General features: G+C 46.9%; 17 protein-coding genes and 4 pseudogenes. 2 read left to right on the top strand and 19 right to left on the bottom strand.

All coding sequences use genetic code 11. From position 1 onward, the window contains the following. Positions 1-118 precede the first annotated feature (118 nt). The 7 genes from odhB to ACE15A_RS15520 form a co-directional block, all read right to left on the bottom strand. A complete protein-coding gene (gene odhB, locus ACE15A_RS15490; protein ID WP_023247159.1) occupies positions 119-1,327 on the bottom strand; it encodes a 2-oxoglutarate dehydrogenase complex dihydrolipoyllysine-residue succinyltransferase in 1,209 nt (402 codons plus the stop codon). A gap of 14 nt (positions 1,328-1,341) precedes the next feature. Continuing rightward, a complete protein-coding gene (sucA, locus tag ACE15A_RS15495; RefSeq protein WP_053510213.1) occupies positions 1,342-4,143 on the bottom strand; it encodes a 2-oxoglutarate dehydrogenase E1 component in 2,802 nt (933 codons plus the stop codon). Positions 4,144-4,473: 330 nt separating this feature from the next. Then, positions 4,474-5,190 carry a succinate dehydrogenase iron-sulfur subunit SdhB gene (sdhB, locus tag ACE15A_RS15500; protein WP_001727709.1) on the bottom strand — a complete coding sequence of 239 codons (717 nt, stop codon included), beginning with the start codon at positions 5,188-5,190 and terminating at the stop codon, positions 4,474-4,476. 16 nt (positions 5,191-5,206) lie between these two features. Next, positions 5,207-6,973: a succinate dehydrogenase flavoprotein subunit gene (gene sdhA / locus ACE15A_RS15505; protein WP_000775561.1), complete on the bottom strand. Its 1,767-nt coding sequence runs from the start codon at positions 6,971-6,973 to the stop codon at positions 5,207-5,209. Next, positions 6,973-7,320, bottom strand: a complete 348-nt coding sequence (sdhD, locus tag ACE15A_RS15510; protein ID WP_000254357.1) for a succinate dehydrogenase membrane anchor subunit — start codon at positions 7,318-7,320, stop codon at positions 6,973-6,975. The genes sdhA and sdhD overlap by 1 nt, the downstream gene beginning before the upstream one ends. Beyond that, the gene (gene sdhC, locus ACE15A_RS15515; RefSeq protein WP_000263340.1) at positions 7,314-7,718 is read right to left on the bottom strand and encodes a succinate dehydrogenase cytochrome b556 subunit; all 405 of its coding nucleotides are present in this window, start codon (positions 7,716-7,718) and stop codon (positions 7,314-7,316) included. The genes sdhD and sdhC overlap by 7 nt, the downstream gene beginning before the upstream one ends. Positions 7,719-8,111: 393 nt before the next feature. After that, positions 8,112-8,357, bottom strand: a complete 246-nt coding sequence (locus ACE15A_RS15520) for a hypothetical protein (RefSeq protein WP_044136160.1) — start codon at positions 8,355-8,357, stop codon at positions 8,112-8,114. Positions 8,358-8,457: 100 nt separating this feature from the next. Here ACE15A_RS15520 and ACE15A_RS15525 point away from each other — a divergent pair, with 100 nt between their 5' ends. Next, positions 8,458-9,741: a citrate synthase gene (locus ACE15A_RS15525; protein ID WP_023247162.1), complete on the top strand. Its 1,284-nt coding sequence runs from the start codon at positions 8,458-8,460 to the stop codon at positions 9,739-9,741. A 134-nt stretch (positions 9,742-9,875) separates the two neighbouring features. Next, a complete protein-coding gene (locus ACE15A_RS15530; RefSeq protein WP_023247163.1) occupies positions 9,876-10,922 on the top strand; it encodes an AbrB family transcriptional regulator in 1,047 nt (348 codons plus the stop codon). Positions 10,923-10,976: 54 nt separating this feature from the next. Here ACE15A_RS15530 and nei read toward each other — a convergent pair whose 3' ends face one another. The 12 genes and pseudogenes from nei to ACE15A_RS15590 form a co-directional block, all read right to left on the bottom strand. Further along, positions 10,977-11,768, bottom strand: coding sequence for an endonuclease VIII (gene nei / locus ACE15A_RS15535; protein ID WP_053510216.1), 792 nt, complete (start codon positions 11,766-11,768; stop codon positions 10,977-10,979). A gap of 87 nt (positions 11,769-11,855) precedes the next feature. After that, positions 11,856-11,990, bottom strand: a pseudogene (locus ACE15A_RS15540) (hypothetical protein); the annotation flags it as partial. Positions 11,991-12,057: 67 nt separating this feature from the next. Beyond that, positions 12,058-12,369, bottom strand: a pseudogene (locus ACE15A_RS15545) (glycosyl transferase); the annotation flags it as partial. Positions 12,370-12,395: 26 nt separating this feature from the next. After that, positions 12,396-12,615: pseudogene (locus ACE15A_RS15550) on the bottom strand (glycosyltransferase family 2 protein); the annotation flags it as partial. A 263-nt stretch (positions 12,616-12,878) separates the two neighbouring features. Next, the gene (locus tag ACE15A_RS15555) at positions 12,879-14,657 is read right to left on the bottom strand and encodes a glycosyltransferase (protein WP_053510218.1); all 1,779 of its coding nucleotides are present in this window, start codon (positions 14,655-14,657) and stop codon (positions 12,879-12,881) included. Positions 14,658-14,751: 94 nt separating this feature from the next. Further along, on the bottom strand, positions 14,752-15,462 hold the full coding sequence (locus tag ACE15A_RS15560) for an ABC transporter ATP-binding protein (RefSeq protein ID WP_023262607.1): 711 nt from the start codon (positions 15,460-15,462) through the stop codon (positions 14,752-14,754). 3 nt (positions 15,463-15,465) lie between these two features. Next, entirely contained in the window at positions 15,466-16,236 is a 771-nt protein-coding gene (locus tag ACE15A_RS15565) for an ABC transporter permease (protein WP_053510219.1), read from the bottom strand. Between the two features lie 128 nt (positions 16,237-16,364). Next, complete coding sequence (locus tag ACE15A_RS15570) at positions 16,365-17,498, bottom strand: glycosyltransferase family 4 protein (protein WP_053510222.1); 1,134 nt, start codon at positions 17,496-17,498, stop codon at positions 16,365-16,367. Between the two features lie 12 nt (positions 17,499-17,510). Then, positions 17,511-18,408: pseudogene (locus ACE15A_RS15575) on the bottom strand (glycosyltransferase). Continuing rightward, a complete protein-coding gene (gene glf, locus ACE15A_RS15580; protein WP_053510225.1) occupies positions 18,405-19,556 on the bottom strand; it encodes a UDP-galactopyranose mutase in 1,152 nt (383 codons plus the stop codon). The pseudogene ACE15A_RS15575 and the gene glf overlap by 4 nt, the downstream one beginning before the upstream one ends. Continuing rightward, on the bottom strand, positions 19,546-19,683 hold the full coding sequence (locus tag ACE15A_RS15585) for a hypothetical protein (RefSeq protein ID WP_164984571.1): 138 nt from the start codon (positions 19,681-19,683) through the stop codon (positions 19,546-19,548). The genes glf and ACE15A_RS15585 overlap by 11 nt, the downstream gene beginning before the upstream one ends. Positions 19,684-19,842: 159 nt before the next feature. Next, positions 19,843-20,583, bottom strand: coding sequence for a transport protein (locus ACE15A_RS15590; RefSeq protein ID WP_070804689.1), 741 nt, complete (start codon positions 20,581-20,583; stop codon positions 19,843-19,845). Between the last annotated feature and the right edge of the window lie 240 nt (positions 20,584-20,823).

A 20,823-nucleotide genomic window follows, 5' to 3' on the forward strand; every position in this document is an offset into this window, starting at 1 on the left:
GGTAATCGTTATCTTTAGACCTGTAGGCCTGAAAGCTGCGCGCCATCAGGCAACCGTCGCCGGATGGCGGCGTGAACGCCTTATCCGGCCTACAGGTAGCAGGTGATGCTCTTGTTGACTACACGTCCAGCAGCAGACGGGTCGGATCTTCCAGCAACTCTTTGATGGTGACCAGGAAACCCACGGATTCGCGACCATCGATCAGGCGATGATCGTAAGAGAGCGCCAGGTACATCATCGGCAGAATTTCCACCTTGCCATCCACCGCCATCGGCCTGTCTTTAATGGCGTGCATTCCCAGAATCGCGCTCTGCGGCGGGTTGATGATCGGGGTGGACATCAGCGAACCGAATACGCCGCCGTTGGTAATGGTAAAGTTACCGCCGGTCAGATCTTCCACGGTCAACTTGCCGTCGCGGCCTTTGACGGCCAGTTCTTTAATTTTTTTCTCGATGTCCGCCATGCCCAGCGTATCCACGTCACGCAGTACCGGCGTGACCAGGCCGCGCGGCGTAGACACCGCCATGCTCACATCAAAGTAGTTGTGGTACACCACGTCATCGCCGTCGATAGAGGCGTTCACTTCCGGATAACGCTTCAGCGCTTCAACTACCGCTTTCACGTAGAAGGACATAAAGCCCAGGCGGATACCGTGACGTTTTTCAAACACTTCACCGTACTGCTTACGCAAATCCATAATCGGCTTCATGTTGACTTCATTGAAGGTCGTCAGCATGGCGGTAGAGTTTTTCGCTTCCAGCAGACGCTCGGCCACGCGCTTACGCAGGCGGGTCATCGGCACGCGTTTTTCGCCGCGCGCGCCCAGAGCGGGTTGTGCTGCAGGTTCAACAGCAGGCGCTTTAGACTCGTCTTTCGCCAGATGTTTTTCCACATCTTCACGGGTAATACGGCCGCCGACGCCGGTCCCTTTGATAGCGCTGGCTTCCAGGTTGTGTTCAGCCAGCAGGCGACGGATCGCCGGGCTGAGCGCATCATTGTTTTGTTCTTCCAGCGACGCCTGCTGACGCTGTGCCGGCGTAGACGCTTTCTCTTCAGATTTCGCGCTGGTCTCTTTACCCGCGCTGTTGCCTTCACGCAGGCGACCGAGGATCTGGCGAGAGGTGACAGTAGTCCCCTCCTCTTCCAGAACCGCATCCAGAATGCCGTCCGCTGATGCCGGTACTTCCAGTACCACTTTGTCAGTTTCGATTTCTACCAGCACTTCGTCACGAACAACCGCATCGCCCGGTTTTTTATGCCAGGTGGCGACGGTCGCGTCCGCTACGGACTCAGGCAGGTCGGGAACAAGAATATCTACGCTACTCATTATTTATCCTTTATTTAATCGACGTTCAGCGCGTCATTAACCAGATCTTGTTGCTGTTTCTGGTGAACGGACATATACCCTACCGCCGGAGAGGCGGAGGCCGGGCGGCCTGCATAACGCAGAGCGGCCCCAAACGGAATCACTTCACGGAAATGATGCTGACTGCAGAACCATGCGCCCTGGTTGAGCGGCTCTTCCTGGCACCAGACAAAATCATGGACGTGAGCGTATGGTTGCAGCGCTTCCTGCACCGCTTTATGCGGGAACGGATAGAGCTGTTCGATGCGCACGATAGCGACATCTTTTTGATCGTTTTTACGCCGTTGTTCCAGCAGGTCGTAATAAACCTTACCAGAACACATTACCACGCGTTTTACGGCTTTAGGGTCCAGCTCGTCAATTTCGCCAATGGCCGGCTGGAAGGAGCCGTTCGCCAGTTCATCAAGCGTGGAGACGGCCAGCGGGTGGCGCAGCAGCGATTTCGGCGACATCACCACCAGCGGACGACGCATCCCGCGCAGCGCCTGACGACGCAGCATATGGTAGACCTGCGCCGGGGTGGATGGCACGCAAACCTGCATATTCTGCTCGGCGCAAAGTTGCAGGTAACGTTCCAGGCGCGCGGAGGAGTGCTCCGGCCCCTGCCCTTCATAACCGTGCGGCAACAGCATCACCAGACCGCACATCCGGCCCCATTTCTGCTCGCCGGAGGAGATGAACTGGTCAATCACCACCTGCGCGCCGTTGGCGAAATCGCCAAACTGCGCTTCCCAGATAGTCAGGGTACGTGGTTCCGCCGTGGCATAACCGTATTCAAAGGCCAGCACCGCTTCTTCAGACAGCACGGAGTCCCAGACTTTAAACTGTCCCTGACCGCTGTGAATATGCTGCAATGGCGTATACGTTGAGCCATTCGTCTGGTTGTGGATCACCGCATGACGATGGAAGAAGGTGCCGCGACCGGAATCTTCCCCGGACAGGCGTACCGGAATGCCTTCATCTACCAGAGTGGCGTAAGCCAGATTTTCCGCGCCGCCCCAGTCAAACAATTTCTCGCCTGCCGCCATTGCCTGACGGTCGCCATAAATTTTCGCCACACGGGACTGCATTTCAATGGCTTCCGGCACGGTGCTGATACGTTTTGCCAGCTCCTGCAGGCGCTTCATTTCTACCTTGTTCGGGTATACTTCATCCCATTCGTGGTTTAGATACGGCGACCAGGTGAACGAGTGCATATTCATCGGACGCCACTCTTTCACCACGCATTCGCCCGCATCCAGCGCATCGCGATAGAGGTTGACCATTTCGGTGGCGTCTTCGAGCGTTGCGACCTTATCAGCTTCCAGTTTGTCGGCGTAGATTTTACGCGGCGTCGGATGCTTTTTGATTTTCTGGTACATCAGCGGCTGGGTTGCGCTTGGCTCGTCGGCTTCGTTGTGACCGTGACGGCGGTAGCACACCAGATCGATAAAGACATCGCGTTTAAAGGTGTTACGGAAGTCCAGCGCCAGACGGGTCACAAAAGCGACGGCTTCCGGATCGTCCGCGTTGACGTGGAAAATGGGTGCCTGGACCATTTTACCGATATCGGTGCAGTAAGGCGTTGAACGCGCATCCAGCGGGTTAGAGGTGGTAAAACCAACCTGGTTGTTGATAACGATACGTACCGTACCGCCCACTTCGTAACCACGCGCTTTCGACATGTTCAGAGTTTCCTGAACCACACCCTGGCCGGTCACCGCGGCGTCGCCGTGAATGGTGATCGGCAACACTTTGTTGCTGCTCGGTTCGTCCAGTCTATCCAGACGGGCACGCACGGAACCCATCACCACCGGGCTAACAATTTCCAGGTGCGATGGGTTAAACGCCAGCGCCAGGTGAACCAGACCGCCTTCGGTTTCGATATCTGACGAGAAGCCCATGTGATACTTCACGTCGCCGGTACCAAGATGTTCTTTATGCTTACCAGCAAACTCGTCGAACAGATCCTGCGGTTTTTTACCCAAGACGTTGATTAGCACGTTCAGACGACCACGGTGCGCCATCCCCAGCACCACTTCGCGAGTGCCGCTGTTACCCGCATGGCGAACCATCTCTTTCAGCATGGGTACCAGAGCATCCCCCCCCTCCAGCGAGAAACGTTTCGCTCCGGGGAATTTGGCACCCAGGTAACGTTCCAGTCCTTCAGCGGCGGTCAGTTCGTTCAGGAAGCGTTTTTTCTCGTCAGCGCTAAAGGCCGCGCGACCGGATTCAATGCGCTGTTGGATCCAGCGTTTCTCTTCGGTGCTGGTGATGTGCATATACTCAGCGCCAATCGGGCCGCAGTAGGTCTGTTTGAGCGCTTCGAGCAGCTCGCCCAGCTTCATCGTCTCTTTGCCGCTGGCAAAGGAGCCAACATTGAAGGTTTCCTGGAAATCGGCCTCGGTCAAATCATGGAAAGAAGGGTCCAGATCCGCCACGCGTTCTTGTTTCCACAGTCCCAGCGGATCGAGGTTTGCATGCTGATGGCCACGGAAACGATAAGCGTTGATAAGCTGCAGGACTTTAACCTGCTTCACATTGGTGTCAGGGTCGGAAATCGTAGAAGAGTAACGTGAGCCAGCCAACGCCTGCCGCCGGAAATATTCACGTGTTTTTGAATGGAGTTGATCCGGTTTGACTCCGGTACCAGGTAACTGCTGGAACGTCAAACGCCAGTTAGCGTCTACCGAGTCAGGATCGGTTAAGAAGTCTTCATAGAGCTGTTCTATCCAGCTCTGATTCGAACCAGAGAGGTAAGAAGAGTCCAACCAGGCTTTCAAAGCGCTGTTCTGCATCGTGATCCCTTAAGCATTCGTATGCTTACTTCGCCGTGGATACTAACCACGCATACGCCGTATGCGTGCCGGGGTTCACTTGTTGCGGACTGTCGTGTCATCTGCGTCCGCTAAGGAACCTTTAAAAACTGTCTAATAATCGTCATCGTTCAGGCTGCGACTGCGTTGCGCCCCTCACTCACGCCGGTCACATAGTTAACTATGCTCCCGAAGATTCGTTCCGTTCACGCCTGGTCTCGCGCTGAACATCTCGATTATTGTTATCAATATGGCAGTTTTTAGAGATTTCCTGCACGACCGGGGAATCTCTTCCCCGGCAACTACAACTACTTATGCGCTACGCTGCAACAGCATCGACTTAATATGACCGATAGCGCGCGTCGGGTTCAGCCCCTTAGGACATACACTGACGCAGTTCATAATGCTGTGACAGCGGAATACGCTGAATGCATCGCTCATCCCTTCCAGACGACTGTCGGTCTCGGTATCACGGCTGTCGATCAGGAATCGATACGCCGCGAGCAGACCCGCCGGACCGATAAACTTATCCGGATTCCACCAGAATGACGGGCAGGATGTTGAGCAACAGGCGCAAAGAATACATTCATACAGCCCATCGAGTTTTTCACGCTGCTCCGGCATCTGTAAATGCTCACGAGCCGGTGGATTTTGCCCATTATTCAATAAGTAAGGCTTAATCTTCTCATATTGTGCGTAGAATTGCCCCATGTCTACCACCAAATCGCGGATCACCGGCAAACCGGGTAGCGGGCGAATCACAATCTTCTTACCTGGCTGATTCAGCGCCGAAATGGGGGTGATACAGGCCAACCCATTCTTACCGTTCATATTCAAACCATCAGAACCACATACACCTTCGCGGCAGGAACGGCGGAAAGAAAGGCTGGGATCTTTTTCTTTAAGCTGGATTAACGCATCCAGCAGCATCATGTCACGCCCTTCTTCGCCTTCCAGGGTGTAATCCTGCATACGCGGAGCGTTATCGACATCCGGGTTATAACGATAAATCGAAAATTCGAGTTTCATCATCCTGTCTCCGCAATTAATAAGTACGAATCTTCGGCGGGAACGCCGGACGCAGTTTCGGTTCCATATTGACGCTTCGGCGCGTCATGGATTCCGTTTGCGGTTGATACAGGGTATGACACAACCAGTTGGCATCATCACGCTCCGGGAAATCGAAGCGGCTATGCGCGCCGCGGCTTTCCGTCCGGAAGTTGGCGGATACGGCAGTGGCGTAGGCGGTTTCCATCAGGTTATCCAGCTCCAGGCACTCAACACGCTGGGTATTAAACTCGCTGGACGTGTCATCCAGACGGGCGTTTTTCAGACGCTCGCGGATCACTTTCAACTGCTCAAGCCCTTTCGCCATCGCGTCGCCTTCACGGAATACGGAGAAGTTATGCTGCATACACTCCTGCAGTGCTTTGCGGATAGCCACCGGATCTTCGCCATTGCGGTTGTTGTTCCAGCGATTCAGGCGCTCCAGAGAACCTTCAACGTCAGACTCGCTGGCATCGCGCAGCACGCCCTGCTCGGCGATGGATTCCTGTAAATGCAGCCCCGCCGCGCGGCCAAAGACCACCAGATCCAGCAGCGAATTACCGCCCAGACGGTTGGCGCCGTGAACCGATACACAGGCGATTTCACCCACCGCGAACAGCCCCGGAATAACCACGTCTTCGCCCTGCTCGTTCACGGTCAGCGCCTGACCAGTCACTTTAGTCGGAATACCGCCCATCATGTAGTGGCAGGTCGGGATAACCGGAATCGGCTCTTTCACCGGATCGACGTGGGCGAAAGTACGGGACAGCTCCAGGATACCCGGCAGGCGAGATTCCAGCACCTCTTTACCCAGGTGATCCAGTTTCAGTTTAGCGTGCGGCCCCCACGGACCGTCGCAGCCGCGACCTTCACGGATTTCGATCATGATGGAACGCGCCACCACGTCACGACCCGCCAGGTCTTTGGCGTTCGGCGCATAACGTTCCATAAAGCGCTCGCCGTGTTTGTTCAGCAGGTAACCGCCTTCGCCGCGGCAGCCTTCTGTCACCAACACGCCCGCCCCGGCGATACCGGTCGGGTGGAACTGCCACATTTCCATGTCCTGCACCGGGACACCGGCACGCAGCGCCATACCGACACCGTCACCGGTGTTGATGTGAGCGTTCGTGGTGGACTGGTAGATACGGCCTGCGCCGCCGGTCGCCAGCACCGTCGCGCGGGCTTTGAAATACACCACTTCACCAGTTTCGATGCACAGTGCGGTACACCCTACCACCGCGCCATCCTGGTTTTTCACCAGATCCAGCGCATACCATTCGGAGAAAATCGTGGTATGGTTTTTCAAATTTTGCTGATAGAGCGTATGTAGCAAGGCGTGACCGGTACGGTCAGCCGCCGCCGCGGTACGTGCCGCCTGCTCGCCGCCAAAGTTTTTCGACTGGCCGCCGAACGGGCGCTGATAGATACGTCCATCATCAAGACGGGAGAACGGTAGCCCCATGTGCTCCAGTTCCAGAATCGCTTCCGGACCGGTCTTACACATATATTCGATGGCATCCTGGTCACCAATGTAATCCGACCCTTTTACGGTATCGTACATGTGCCATTCCCAGTTATCTTCATGGGTATTACCGAGCGCCACGGTGATGCCGCCCTGCGCGGAAACGGTATGCGATCGGGTTGGGAACACTTTAGATAGCAGCGCACAGGTTTGGCCGCTTTGGGAAATTTGCAGCGCCGCGCGCATACCTGCGCCACCGGCACCAATCACAACAGCATCAAATTCTCTGACTGGCAGTTTCATTACACACCCCACACCACAACAAATCCATAGATGACGTAAACCACCAGAGCAACAACGATAACGAGTTGCAGTACCAGGCGCACGGCCAGTGGTTTAACGTAGTCGGTCAACACCTGCCACATGCCGATCCAGGCATGAATCAAGATGGAAAAAAGCGCCAGCAGGGTGAAGACTTTGGTGAAGGCCGATGAGAAGAAACCGGTCCAGGCTTCAAAGGTCAGCTCGCCGCTCGTGGCGAAAAAACCCACCATGTAGATGATGTATAACGTCAGAACGATAGCGGTAGCACGGACCAGGATGAAGTCATGTACGCCATTGCGTCCTAATGCGGAGGCGTTGCTTACCATACGAGGACTCCTGCGAGAAGTGAAAGCACGACAGTGATAACAAAAGAGATTTTGGCAGAGCGTTGACCCGCTTCGAATGTTTCTTCCAGATAGCCAAAATCCATTAACATGTGACGAATTCCAACGATGACGTGATACGCCAGCGCGGTAAGGATGCCCCACATGATAAATTTAACGATGAAGCCGTCCATGATGTCGGCGGCCTGCTGGAATCCTTCCGGGGAAGAGAGGCTGGTGCCCAGTAGCCACAGTAATATGCCGACGGCGATGAAAGTAATCACACCGGATACGCGATGGAGAATGGACGCTATCGCTGTGATGGGGAACCGAATCGTTTGTAGATCCAGATTGACAGGTCTTTGTTTTTTCACATTTCTTATCATGAATAACGCCCACATGCTGTTCTTATTATTCCCTTAAGACTTCGGTTACAGAGGTGAATCTACCTGTAGCCAGAAAGACGACGGGATTTCCTTCCTCCGGTCTGCGTGCGGGTCAGACAGCGTCCTTTCTATAACTGCGCGTCATATAAAACACTGCTTCCAGTAGCTAAAACGACACGTTACAACGCTGGGTGGCTCGGGATTGCAGGGTATTCCGGAGACCTGGCGGCAGTATAGGACGTTCACAAAATCATTACAATTAACCTACATATAGTTTGTCGGGTTTTATCCTGAACAGTGACGCAGGTCACGATAACAACATTTTTTTAATTTTCAATCATCTGATTTGACAAACATTAAACAAAGTTGTTACAAACAACACCAGAAAAAGCATATAATGCGTAAAAGTTATGGGGTCACTCTTTCACCTGCGAATAAGTTATGCAACAGTGTGATGATATTGACCCATTCTTTCAGGACAGTTATTAGTGATAGACAGGTTACATTACTCGGATTGCTACGTTCCTGATTTGCTGCTAATTCGATATTAATCAAGCCGTTACCTGCAAGCGCCCATTGCTCTGTACCCAGGTCATCCCCTCTTTCACAGAGCGGCGAGCCAAATAACAAACTGGTAACGGTTGATTGATACATACACAGAATCTTTCATGCACTAACGACGAGGAAGATGACGTGGAGAAGGCAAGTCTGAGTTCCGGCAGTCTTAAGCAATAAGGCGCTAAGGAGACCGTAAATGGCTGATACAAAGGCAAAAATCACCCTCACGGGTGACACTGCTATTGAACTGGATGTGCTAAAAGGTACACTCGGTCAAGATGTTATTGATATTCGTAGTCTTGGTTCAAAAGGAGTTTTCACTTTTGACCCTGGTTTCACCTCTACCGCATCCTGCGAATCTAAAATCACCTTCATCGACGGCGACGAAGGCATTTTGTTGCATCGCGGTTTCCCGATTGACCAGCTTGCTACCGATTCCAACTATCTGGAAGTCTGTTACATCCTGCTGTATGGCGAAAAACCGACGCAGGAGGAGTATGACGAGTTCAGAACGACAGTCACACGCCATACGATGATCCATGAGCAAATCACTCGCCTGTTCCACGCCTTCCGTCGCGACTCACATCCGATGGCGGTGATGTGTGGGATCACTGGCGCGCTGGCGGCGTTCTACCACGACTCGCTGGATGTGAACAATCCGCGCCACCGTGAAATCGCGGCGTTCCGCCTGCTGTCCAAAATGCCGACCATGGCGGCGATGTGTTACAAATATTCAATCGGTCAGCCGTTTGTTTATCCGCGCAACGACCTGTCCTACGCCGGTAACTTCCTGAACATGATGTTCTCCACGCCGTGTGAAACCTATGAAGTGAATCCGGTACTGGAACGCGCGATGGATCGTATTCTGATCCTGCACGCTGACCATGAGCAGAATGCCTCTACGTCAACAGTACGTACCGCAGGCTCAAGCGGCGCCAACCCGTTCGCCTGTATTGCCGCCGGGATCGCCTCCCTGTGGGGACCCGCGCACGGCGGCGCAAACGAAGCTGCGCTGAAAATGCTGGAAGAAATCAGCTCTGTTAAACACATTCCGGAATTTGTTCGTCGTGCGAAAGACAAAAATGATTCTTTCCGCCTGATGGGCTTCGGTCATCGTGTTTACAAAAACTACGATCCACGCGCCACCGTGATGCGTGAAACCTGCCACGAAGTGCTGAAAGAACTGGGTACGAAAGACGATCTGCTGGAAGTGGCCATGGAGCTTGAGCACATTGCACTGAATGACCCATACTTTATCGAGAAAAAACTGTACCCGAACGTAGACTTCTACTCCGGTATCATTCTCAAAGCGATGGGCATTCCATCTTCAATGTTTACCGTGATCTTCGCGATGGCGCGTACCGTCGGCTGGATAGCCCACTGGAATGAAATGCACAGCGAAGGCATGAAAATCGCTCGTCCTCGTCAGCTTTACACCGGCTACGATAAACGCGATTTTAAATCGGTGCTGAAGCGTTAATTGACAACCGGATGGCGACAACCATCGCCATCCGGTACATTTTTCCTTTTTTCTTATCCTCATTATTTTATTCTTATCCCGTTACTCTCTATGATTAATTAAGGTTTCGCTAAATATCATTCAGGGAGCATGGAATGCCGATTTTGCAGTGGTTTTTGTTGTTCCTGTTATCGCTGCTTATTTCCCTTATTTTTCTCTGGCTGCACCTTCCAGCGGCGATGCTGCTCGGTCCAATGATTGCGGGTATCGTGTTGAGTTTGCGAGGTAGTTCGCTACAACTTCCGCGCGGTATTTTTCTTGCCGCGCAGGCGATTCTCGGCTGTATGATCGCCCAAAATCTAACCGGTTCGATATTGACCACCCTCGCCCTCTACTGGCCGGTCGTGCTTCTGGTGTTGCTGGTGACGCTGCTTTCCAGCGCGATAGTCGGCTGGCTGCTGGTACGTTACAGTTTGCTGCCCGGCAATACCGGCGCATGGGGGTCTTCGCCGGGCGGCGCGGCGGCAATGGTAGCGATGGCGCAAGATTACGGGGCGGATATCCGCCTGGTGGCGTTTATGCAGTATCTGCGGGTACTGTTTGTCGCTGGCGCGGCGGTGCTGGTGACACGCCTGATACTCGGCGACAGCGCGGCAGCGGTCAGCCAACAGTTGGTCTGGTTTCCGCCGCTTAGCGGTAATTTATTGACGACGCTGCTGTTAGCGATCGTGGCGGGCATTGCCGGTCGCCTGATGCGTATCCCTTCCGGCACGATGCTGCTCCCCATGCTGGCAGGCGCGCTTCTCCATTCGCACGGCATCATTGAGATTGAATTACCCGAATGGCTGCTGGCCGTGGCCTATATGGCGATTGGCTGGCGTATCGGGCTGGGCTTCGACAGACAGGTATTTTTTATGGCGCTGCGGCCATTGCCGCAAATCTTATTTTCAATTTTCGTGCTGATGGCGATTTGCGCCGCAATGGCGTGGGGAATGGCTCACTACATGCAGATTGATTTTATGACGGCTTATCTCGCCACCAGTCCCGGTGGTCTGGATACAGTTGCCGCGATCGCGGCCGGAAGCAGCGCCGATATGGCGTTAATCATGGCAATGCAAATCCTACGGCTGTTCAGCATTCTGTTAACTGGACCAGCAGTGGCCCGTTTTATTTCAACCTATGCGCCAAAACAACCTTTGTAGGCCCGATAAGCGTAGCGCCACCAGGCAATAGCCGCCCGCCGATGGCGGTTCCGACTATTTCTGGCAATGTGGGCACCAGTAAAACGGGCGTGAGGAAAGCGTTGTCTTTTCGATAATGCCGCCGCACCGCTCGCACACTTCGCCGTCCCGGTGGAAAACCTTAAAGCGAAACAGCGCGCCATGATGCTTGTTTTCATCCGCCTGGCCGCGAGTAGCGTAGGAAAGACGCGGAATATCCAACAGCGCGTGAGATAGCGCGTTCAGTTGCGCCTCGCTGAGATCTCTCGCTTTATGCTGTCCGGTTAACCCTATCTGCCAGAGGATTTCAACGCGCAGATAATTCCCCAGTCCCGCCAGAAAGGCCTGATCCAGCAACAGCCCGGAGAATTGTCGGTTGCGAAAACGCGGCGACAGCAATCGAGCTTTAACCTCTTCCGGGGTAAGACGCGCGTCCAGCACATCCGGACCGACTCGCTGTAAAAAAGGGGGCGTCGTGAGCTGCTCTGCTGTCAGCATTTCGATATCAGACGCGCTGTAAAGCAGAATAGTTTTATCCGCCGTCTGTAGCCTGACGCGTAATATACGCGTGGTCTGCGGTATTTCACCGGTGTCGATCACCCGCCATACGCCATAGAGTTGGTTGTGGCTGTAGAGCGTCAGGCCATTTGAAAAGTGGGTCAATAACGCTTTTCCCCGCGTTTCTATCCGGGTAACAATTTGACCGGTAAGCTGCGATTCATACGGTTTTAACTGCGCAAAGGCAAACCAGACATCGGTTAAGGTTTTGCCTTTGATTGCCGCCTCCAGATTATCCGCCGCACGACGAATTTCCGGGCCTTCAGGCATGATAATATCCTTTGTTAACAGATAATTAATGGACTACACCGCCTCTGCGCAACCATAGACATAACAATCAATTGCTGCCTCTGTCGGTCTGGAATACACATCGAACGCCATAATGAACATCCACAGCGGATGGACAAACAGGCGGCGGCATCCAGTGATAATAACATTATCACGGCACGAGACCACTTCCCCGTCAGGGTTAACGTGATCGCGCCGGGGGATAGTCGACTCTGCCCTTGTCGGGTGAGCGCCCAATAATCATTATCTATCTTCCGGAATTAAATGACGCTTAGTTATATTTTACCCAAAATTTTTTCCTGTTGATCCTTTTAAAGCCTTCTTTCCAATAACTGGCATTCAACTCTTTGATATAATTTTCTCCGGGAAAAAGTTTATCCTTTAAAGGCAGTTTTTTGGCTAGCACAATTCTTTCTGCATTAGATCCTGCGGACTCTGAATGCGTGAGGGAAGATAAGGCGTCCAGTTGAGCGCTTGAGGGTCTGGCTATCAATTCAAAAAAAGGCTCTGACAATACAACGCTATTAAGTGCTGCATAATTTCCTTTTTGTATGAACGGTTTTACATACTCAAAAAAAGAAATACACTCACCAAAAGACTGAGTAGTCATGACACATATTCAGGGGTCCAGGAGTCGTCATCATCTATAAAACATAAATAATTAGATTTAGACATCTTAATAGCATTAAAGATACACTTTTTGTCGTAAATAATATTGTATTTACTTGCTAACTCTTTTAGAAAAAATCATCTATATGGCGAGACACCTCCTTCCTCATACAGAAGATGACGATTGTTTTTTGAACACCTTGTCATTAATGGATTTCAAAACTCTAATTAATAGACGAGTATGACCAAGTTTATGTCTGACAATAACCAAAAGACGCTTTCCATATTCTAATTTCGCGTCTCACGGCTTATATAGATTAACACTTTATTAATGAATGCTGAAATTGGATAAGGATTATGATATTTTAGCGGACTCATAACAAATGAGACCTTGACAATGGAACCATGCTTCAGAATACTATTTTCATCATCATATAATTTAAAATATCGGTATAATCCCCATCAGAATAACTTACACCACAATTAATATTTATCTTCATATTTTTTATTGAATTTTTTATACCAGAAAAGTTTTGAAGTAAGATAGGGCAAACTATTTTTCATCTCTTTTTTTGCAGATTTAAACCGATAAAAGTTTTTTACTGCCGTAAACAAGCCATCTATAACAACACTAAAAAACTCAATTTTTGAGTGAGTAAGTTTTAACAACTTGCCATTTTCAATATTTAGATGATAGATAGTAGTTCTTCGAAATGAATACTTCGTAGGGTGATAATGACGATAATCAACCACAATTGGTTTTTTAATTAAAAAGAAAGCTGGAATTAAGTGTCCATTAAGAGTTATGCATCTAAAAATTTTATGGATGATTTTTTCTTTGCCTGAACATGGGTAATCAACACTACCATTAACAATATCAATATTTTCTAAATTGAACTTTTCATTATGAGTTATCGCATTAATTCTTTTTCTTATTTCCAGAAGATCTGCATTACCTTCCCAAAAATCCCGCCCAGAAAGACAGTCTTTATATGACATAATCATTGCTCTGGCAACTTCATAGCGACATGAAAAACTCGCAAGAAAGACTTCCCTTATAAAGAAAACACTTAATAATAGTGCAGCAAACTTTCTTTTACTAATTAATGCAGGTACAGCAACAGTCCTGAAGTTCAAATAGCTATTTAGAACCGATATTTTTCTTTCAAAATCCATTTGCCACGAAGCCACACCATTAAGAGTGACAATATTATGTTTTTTATGCATATATCCAAATAGCAAGTCATCACCACGAACAAAGAAAGGGAATGAATAATATTCAATGGCGTTAATATTAAAGGCAAAAAACCACCATCCACCGTACCCTATTTTATTTTCATTATCAAAACAATCTAAAGCGTTTATCTCGCGAGCATCCAAATAATGTTTATCTGGATAATGTAAAAAGTCTTTATGCCATATAGCACCAGATTCATGTATGATTGCTGGGTTATCCTCAAAAAGCATACAGCCAGTAACAACTGTATTTTTATCTTTAGCCATCAGTAAAAAAGCATGAGTTCGACAAATTGATTCAATTTCACATGAGCCGTCATCATCCATAAATATGACATGTTTGACATCTTTTATTTTCTCTGCTTCTATCAAACCTCTCATAAACCCACCTGACCCACCGAGATTTTCATTATTGATAACCATAATACCGTTTCCTGACGGGTGATTAATCACCTCTCCATTATTAACCACAATCAATTTAAAACGGTCTTTAAATTCATCCTGAGTTAAGAGTGTTTTATCAATTCTATTGATTGTTTTAGTAACAGCCTCTATTCTATTATAGGTTGTTATAACTAAAGCCATAGATGATTTACTAACACGGTCTTTAGTTAGAAATTCGAATCCATTTAAAATAGAGTCTTCATCAGATTGCCAATCCACATAGATATACCCAAAATTTATTTTTGATATATCTATTTCAATTTCATCGCCGATATTAGATGATGATTTGAAATTAACTTGCTTTAATACTCTAATGACACCATTCTCTTTATGCTTTACGGTTATAGTTCCGCATCCAGTTATCCTGGCCCGCAAAAAAAGAGAGGTTAAAGTTGTGTATTTTTTCCATTTCTTAATCGAAAATGCATTATAAAATGTATCAAAACACGCAACCCTGTGACGTGGAACAAACAAATCATATGACGTATAGTTATATTTTCCACCATAGCATCTAAAATAAAGTTCTTCTTCCGCACATACATCAATTTTTGGTAAAATTATTTTTTGAAGTAAAAAATACATAACTAACCTATAAATTTAAATTATCCGGGATAACGCTATTATAAAATCGTAAAATTACTTACCGCGTAGCGATATAAATACTATAATAAGAATATTAAAATCCACCTTTGCTAACTATCTCACCGTGCTCAAGCCTGATGAATTTATTACATACAGATTTAGCCAGTTCATCATCGTGAGTGGCCATTACCATAATGCCCGCTTTAGAAATAAAGCTATTTAATCTCATTTCTGCTTTTCTTTTAAAATCGCTATCACCCACGCTCATCCATTCATCCATCAGTAAAATTTCAGGATTAATTGCAGTGGAAATAGAAAAACCAAGCCTCAGAATCATACCACTAGAATATGTTCTAACGGGGATTTTAATAAAATCACCTAACTCGCTGAACTCGATAACATCTTCTGTAATATTTTTTATTTCATTTTTTGACAGACCGAGAAATAGTCCCCTCAGCTTTATATTTTCCAGGCCGGTAAGCTCACCATCCATTCCCATCATGGGATCAATGAGGCTGGTGACCCGGCCGATACATTCATACTTCCCTGAAGTTGGTTTATAGGCCCCTGCAAGTACTCTCAGAAGAGTTGTTTTGCCCGAACCATTGTGTCCGATAAGCGCAAGACGATTACCTTCAGTAAGCGTAAAATCAATTTTTTTTAATGCCTCTACTTCAATAATCCCGGTATTCGATGAGCCAATTCGTCCACCTGAAGCAGCCTGTAGAAAAGTTTTTTTAAATGAACGGTGGCTGGAGTTAAATATGGGGAGTATTACGCCAACATTTTTGCAAGAGATTTTCATTAATTATAACCAGTATACGATTCTTGAACGATATTTAGTCAACACTAAGGCTGAGACCATCAACATAATAATAGAGGTTATTATTGTGTAAAACCATATGGTTACATCGGGTACAGTTCCCATTAATGGTTTCCTGAGCATCTCCATAAAGTAATAAAAAATATTATAATCAACAAACTCCCTTCTTCCATCTGGTAATTGTTCCGATGTCCAAATGATGGGTGTTATAAAAAAACACAACGTTACTATACTTTGAACGACCGGCCCCATATCACGATATCTTGTGCAAAAAATGGCGAGAATCATACCTGTAGAAATTAATGAGATGGATGTTATTATAATTGCAGGTATAAAAAGGAGAATATCAAGATTTACCGATGTATTGGTAAAAAAAATCACGAAAGGTATTATGATAAAGTTATGCAACATAATCATAAACTGCCGATAGAAAACACGTAATATATATAAATATAACGGAAGGTCAGATTGCTTAATAATTGATGCGGACTCATTAAATATTCCGCATGACTCATTAATCGTTGCTGATAGAAAGGCCCAAAAGATCATACCTAAAGTAAGATGCATGATAAAATTTTCGGAACCAGAACTGAACAGCGAACCGTAAAGAGGTCCCATCGCTGATATGGTGACCCCCATCGAAATCGTTATCCAAAAAGGCCCTAATACCGATCGCCGGTATCGTCCCAGGACATCATTCCAACCTAGAGAAATCCAAAGTTGGTGCCTGACCAGAGCTTCTTTCAAATCATTCATTGTTTCCGTGTCACCTTTACCTGAAGAACTTATTCTTTAACGATATGAAAATATAAATCATTTATTTTCTATAATACTTACATACTATTTATCTATACATTGACCTGCTTTATAAGCACTTTATGGCGTTAGCAACCAATAGTGTCTTTATAAATTTGCAATGTCTTATTTATAACTAATATGCTGGAAAATAATTCCTTTACACGTTTTCTTCCATTCATCCCCATCTCTAAGCGAATCTGTGGATTTTTTAACAAATACTCTAACTCTACCGCTAACTCCTGAGCTGAATTACTTTTCACAATCAATCCGTTATAGTTATGAATAATTAAGCTATCACATCCGCCGGTATCATAAGCAATACATGCGCGTCCTACAGATGATGCCTCTAATAAAAGCCGTGGAATCCCTTCAGGATAAACAGATGGTAATGCAACGATATTCGATTTCTGGATAAGCTCATATACATTCGAAGAACGTCCCAGCCAGTTAATCAGCCCCTCATTATGCCAGTGATGAATGAGTTCCAGAGGGATAGCATCTTTATCTCCCTCGGCCAAAATACCTGCAACATTCAAGATAAAATGAATATTCTTTTGTCTGAGGATCTTTTTTGCCTCAATGAGATCACCAAGACCTTTACTCCATAACATTCGACTTGCAAAAAGGACTATCGGTATCTTATATTTTTTCTCTATAGAGAATTTATAAATATTAGGGTTAATTCCAGCGCCTTCGATAACGATAGTTTTATGATAATCAATACCTACTAAACGCGATATTTTTCGCCGATCCCTGTCATGTTCAAAAATAAAAACACCACGCTTATTACCAGCAATGTATTTATAAACCAAAACGGTTAATACACGCAATGTTCTCATTAGCAATGTATTATATAAAAAGATTCGACCAAGGCCGACAAAGCTGATAACAACTGGACTATTACGTCTCCTGGCGCTAAACCCACCAATCAGGCAAGGTTTGAGTGTAATACAATGCAATAGGTCAGGATTAATCTCTTTAATAATCTTCCGAGCATTAAAGAATCCTCTAAAAAAAACAAACACATTAAACGACTGAGCAACAAGAGACACATTGTGACAAATAAAACCAAGCGTTTTAAATTTTTTTATAATCTCTTCACTAATAAAATGACTTATGATATGAATTTCATATCCCGCATCCCTTGCCGCTATTGCACGTTCTATCCAATGTAAATCAAAGTACCAGTCTGAATTCACAAAATAACATAACCTTTTCATCTCTTCGTCCTGCTAATGATATTTCCCACTAATACCTTTAAGTCCATGAAGTATTCTTTGCCAGATAAAATATAGATAAAGCAATTTCTTACGCTGCCATGGCAAAATGGCGAGGTATTTAGAGAGGCGTAGCACTACAGAAAGAACACTGAATATCCTGGGAACGGGTAAAAGTTTTCTCAGCAGCAACAAATTTCTACAAAGATAATATACTTTCCATTCAGGGCAGATACATCTGCCCTGAATGGATACATCATGGGTAAATTTAATTTCTGGAGAGTAACGAATTTTCCGTCCGGATAATACTAATTTATAACCAAAGAAAAAATCATCATAATAAAGGAAAAGTTCATCATGGATATCGTTAAGATGGTTATTCAATACCTTTCGATCAATAACCATACCAACGAATGATACAGTTTGAACATCAGTAACCTGAGTTTTCGCTGGAGAAAACTTCTCTGGACGCATCGCGTAATAAATAGTCTCAAACACCGTAGATGGAACCCTGATAAAAGGTAAATTCATCCGACAAGACCGCCCATCAGTGTCCTGAACTTGTGACATAAATATACGATAGCTTGATGTATCTAATAGCGAAAAATGTTTTAAAATATTAATTTCCGGATAAGCATCATCATCATAGAAAAATACCCAATCGGCATTACTATGTGAGCATATATATTGACTACCGATTTTAAATCCGCCAGCACCGCCAAGATTATTATTAAGATTAAGTATAGTGATGCCAGGTTCACTTAATGAAGAGAGCCATTCCCTGGTGCCGTCGCTTGAGCCATTATTAACGATAACAATGGAGGAAAATCCCGCCTCAACCGTCTCTCGCATGCTTTTTTTTTAATTTTTCAAGACGGTTAAAAGTGACGATTAGCGCAGTACACTTCATCAAACAGAAACTGTAAAAGCTGGCATTTCTTTTTGTTCATGTAGCGACGTTAAGTATACGTCCGCCGTCTGTAATGCTTCAGCTATCGTGATGTCCATATCGAGATAACGATAAGTGCCAAGACGACCAATGAAAGTAATATTTTTTTCTTTTTTAGCACGCGATAGATATTTATTCAGCAAATCCATTTTATCCGCTCTGCGGACAGGATAGTAAGGTATATCATCAGCTTCACATTCCCGGCTATATTCTTGATAACATATTGAAGCTTCATGTTTCTCCCACGGAGAAAAATATTTGTGCTCAGTAATTCGAGTATAAGGAATATCTATTGAACAATAATTCATTACTGCACATCCTTGATAATCCTGCTGGCAAAGGATTTTTTTAAAGTCTAATGTACGATATTCCAGTCGGCCATATTGACAGGAGTAAAAGGCATCCAGCGCACCACTGAAAAAAACATGATCATAATCTGTCCGCATTTCCTGAGCGAAGGAGCGACATAGTTCAACAGTGATATTTTCGTGTTCGACAATGGACTTGACCATTTGTGTATAACCAAATTTTGGTATTCCCTGAAACTTATGATTGAAATAGTTATCATCATAATTAAAGCGAACAGGGATACGTTTCAATACAGAAGCAGGTAACGCGGAAGGATGAAGTCCCCATTGTTTAATGGTATAACCTTTAAAAAAGGCTTCATATAACTCTTCACCAATGAAACGCAAGGCCTGTTGTTCAAAATTCTGTGGTTCCAGAATGGTGCGATCACATTTTTGAAGCAGTAATTTCCTGGCGTCATCAGGTGAGCAGGCGACACCAAAAAATTGATTTATGGTATGAAGATTAATGGGTAGAGAAAATACCTGACCGTTTACAGTGGCTTTAACCTTATTAATATAAGGCATCATCTCGGCATATTTATTCACATAATCCCATACTGTTTCATTATCAGTATGAAAAATATGAGGACCATAAACGTGCACCATGATACCCGTTTGCTCATCGCGGGCATCATAAGCGTTACCACCGATGTGTGAACGTTGATCAATAATATTGACTATATGTCCCTGCTCAGCTAACTGGCGTGCAATTACTGCGCCTGAAAGGCCAGCACCTACAATTAATATCTTATTACGCTTCATTATTTTTATCACTCTGTTCGCAGACACAGATAATGTTAAACAGTTTATCCAGAACCATTTTCAGTAATATCAGCAGGGTAAAATGAAATTTACTCAACGCATCCAGATAATTCCACGCTACCGCCACAGCGCGTAAACCTTCGCACTGGTTACAAATTCATTAACGACACACGTTCCGCTGTATTTCCAGACAACGATGAATGCCATATTTCTTTGGCGTAAAATAAATTACTCAGAACGTAACAGAATGATTCTGAATACTGCGGGGCATAACCTGAACGCGCTGTCAGCGTAAATCCGATGCGTTACCTGCCCCGGCTTTTACCAAAGCAATCGGTTGATTGATGTCCGGATTGACATCCGGCATCCTTATTCTTACCGCATCAGGTAGCGGTACTCCTGCCGGTATATCCCAGCGTTGTTTCAGCGTTTGCTCCGCGAGCCAGACCTGCCTCACGCCGGTCCCCAGCATACGGGCCGTCATTTCCGGGCTACAGCCTGATAACAGTAATCCCAGCACCCGCCGCCCCTGTTTTGGCAGACGCTCTGACAGTAACCGGACCAGAGTGCGGCTGTTTATTTCCATCACCAGTTCCGGCACGCTCAACACGTTCTTCATCTCCTCCACGTAAGGCGATGTCTGTACTGATGACCACATGGCCAGCTCAGCCATTCTGGCCAGAACCCTTACCGGCATGGCGCATTTAATCAGCCTCAGATGGCGGAAGTAACCTTCCACACTGACGTCAACCGGTAAAAACGCGTTACTGCTGCAAAAAACCACTGTCCGCGGATAACGCTGAAAAACCTGTTGCCACAGTAAAAGCTGGGTTGATGGTCGTCCGGCGGATATCACCATCGCGCCTGGCCACCGGCGCAACCGATCCAGCAGCCCTTCTGGTGTCCTGAGACGAACGCTGTCTTCCACGCAAAGACCGCCGGTATCCGGAAACTGCGCAGGATTTTCTCCTGACTGACAAAACATAATCAGCCGGAGAGGCGGCAGTACCCTGGTTAACGTCTGCATATCAGTACGTCAGGACCTGGTACAGGCCGAACAGCGCTGCGACAGTGAATACCGTCAGCAGGATCAAAAATATTTTTGCTCCCGTGCTGTACCGGTACTTACCGGTGCGCCCCCGTCTGGTGGACATTCCTGCATATTCTTACGTCATCAGATTGTTCTCCTCAGGCTATTGCCAGCCCGGCAATGCGCAGCAACAGCAACAGCTTCGAATTGTGGAAACAAAATGTCCGCACCCTTTCG

The sequence above is a fragment of the Salmonella sp. HY31 genome (genome assembly GCF_042604575.1).
Classification (GTDB): Bacteria; Pseudomonadota; Gammaproteobacteria; order Enterobacterales; family Enterobacteriaceae; genus Salmonella; species Salmonella diarizonae.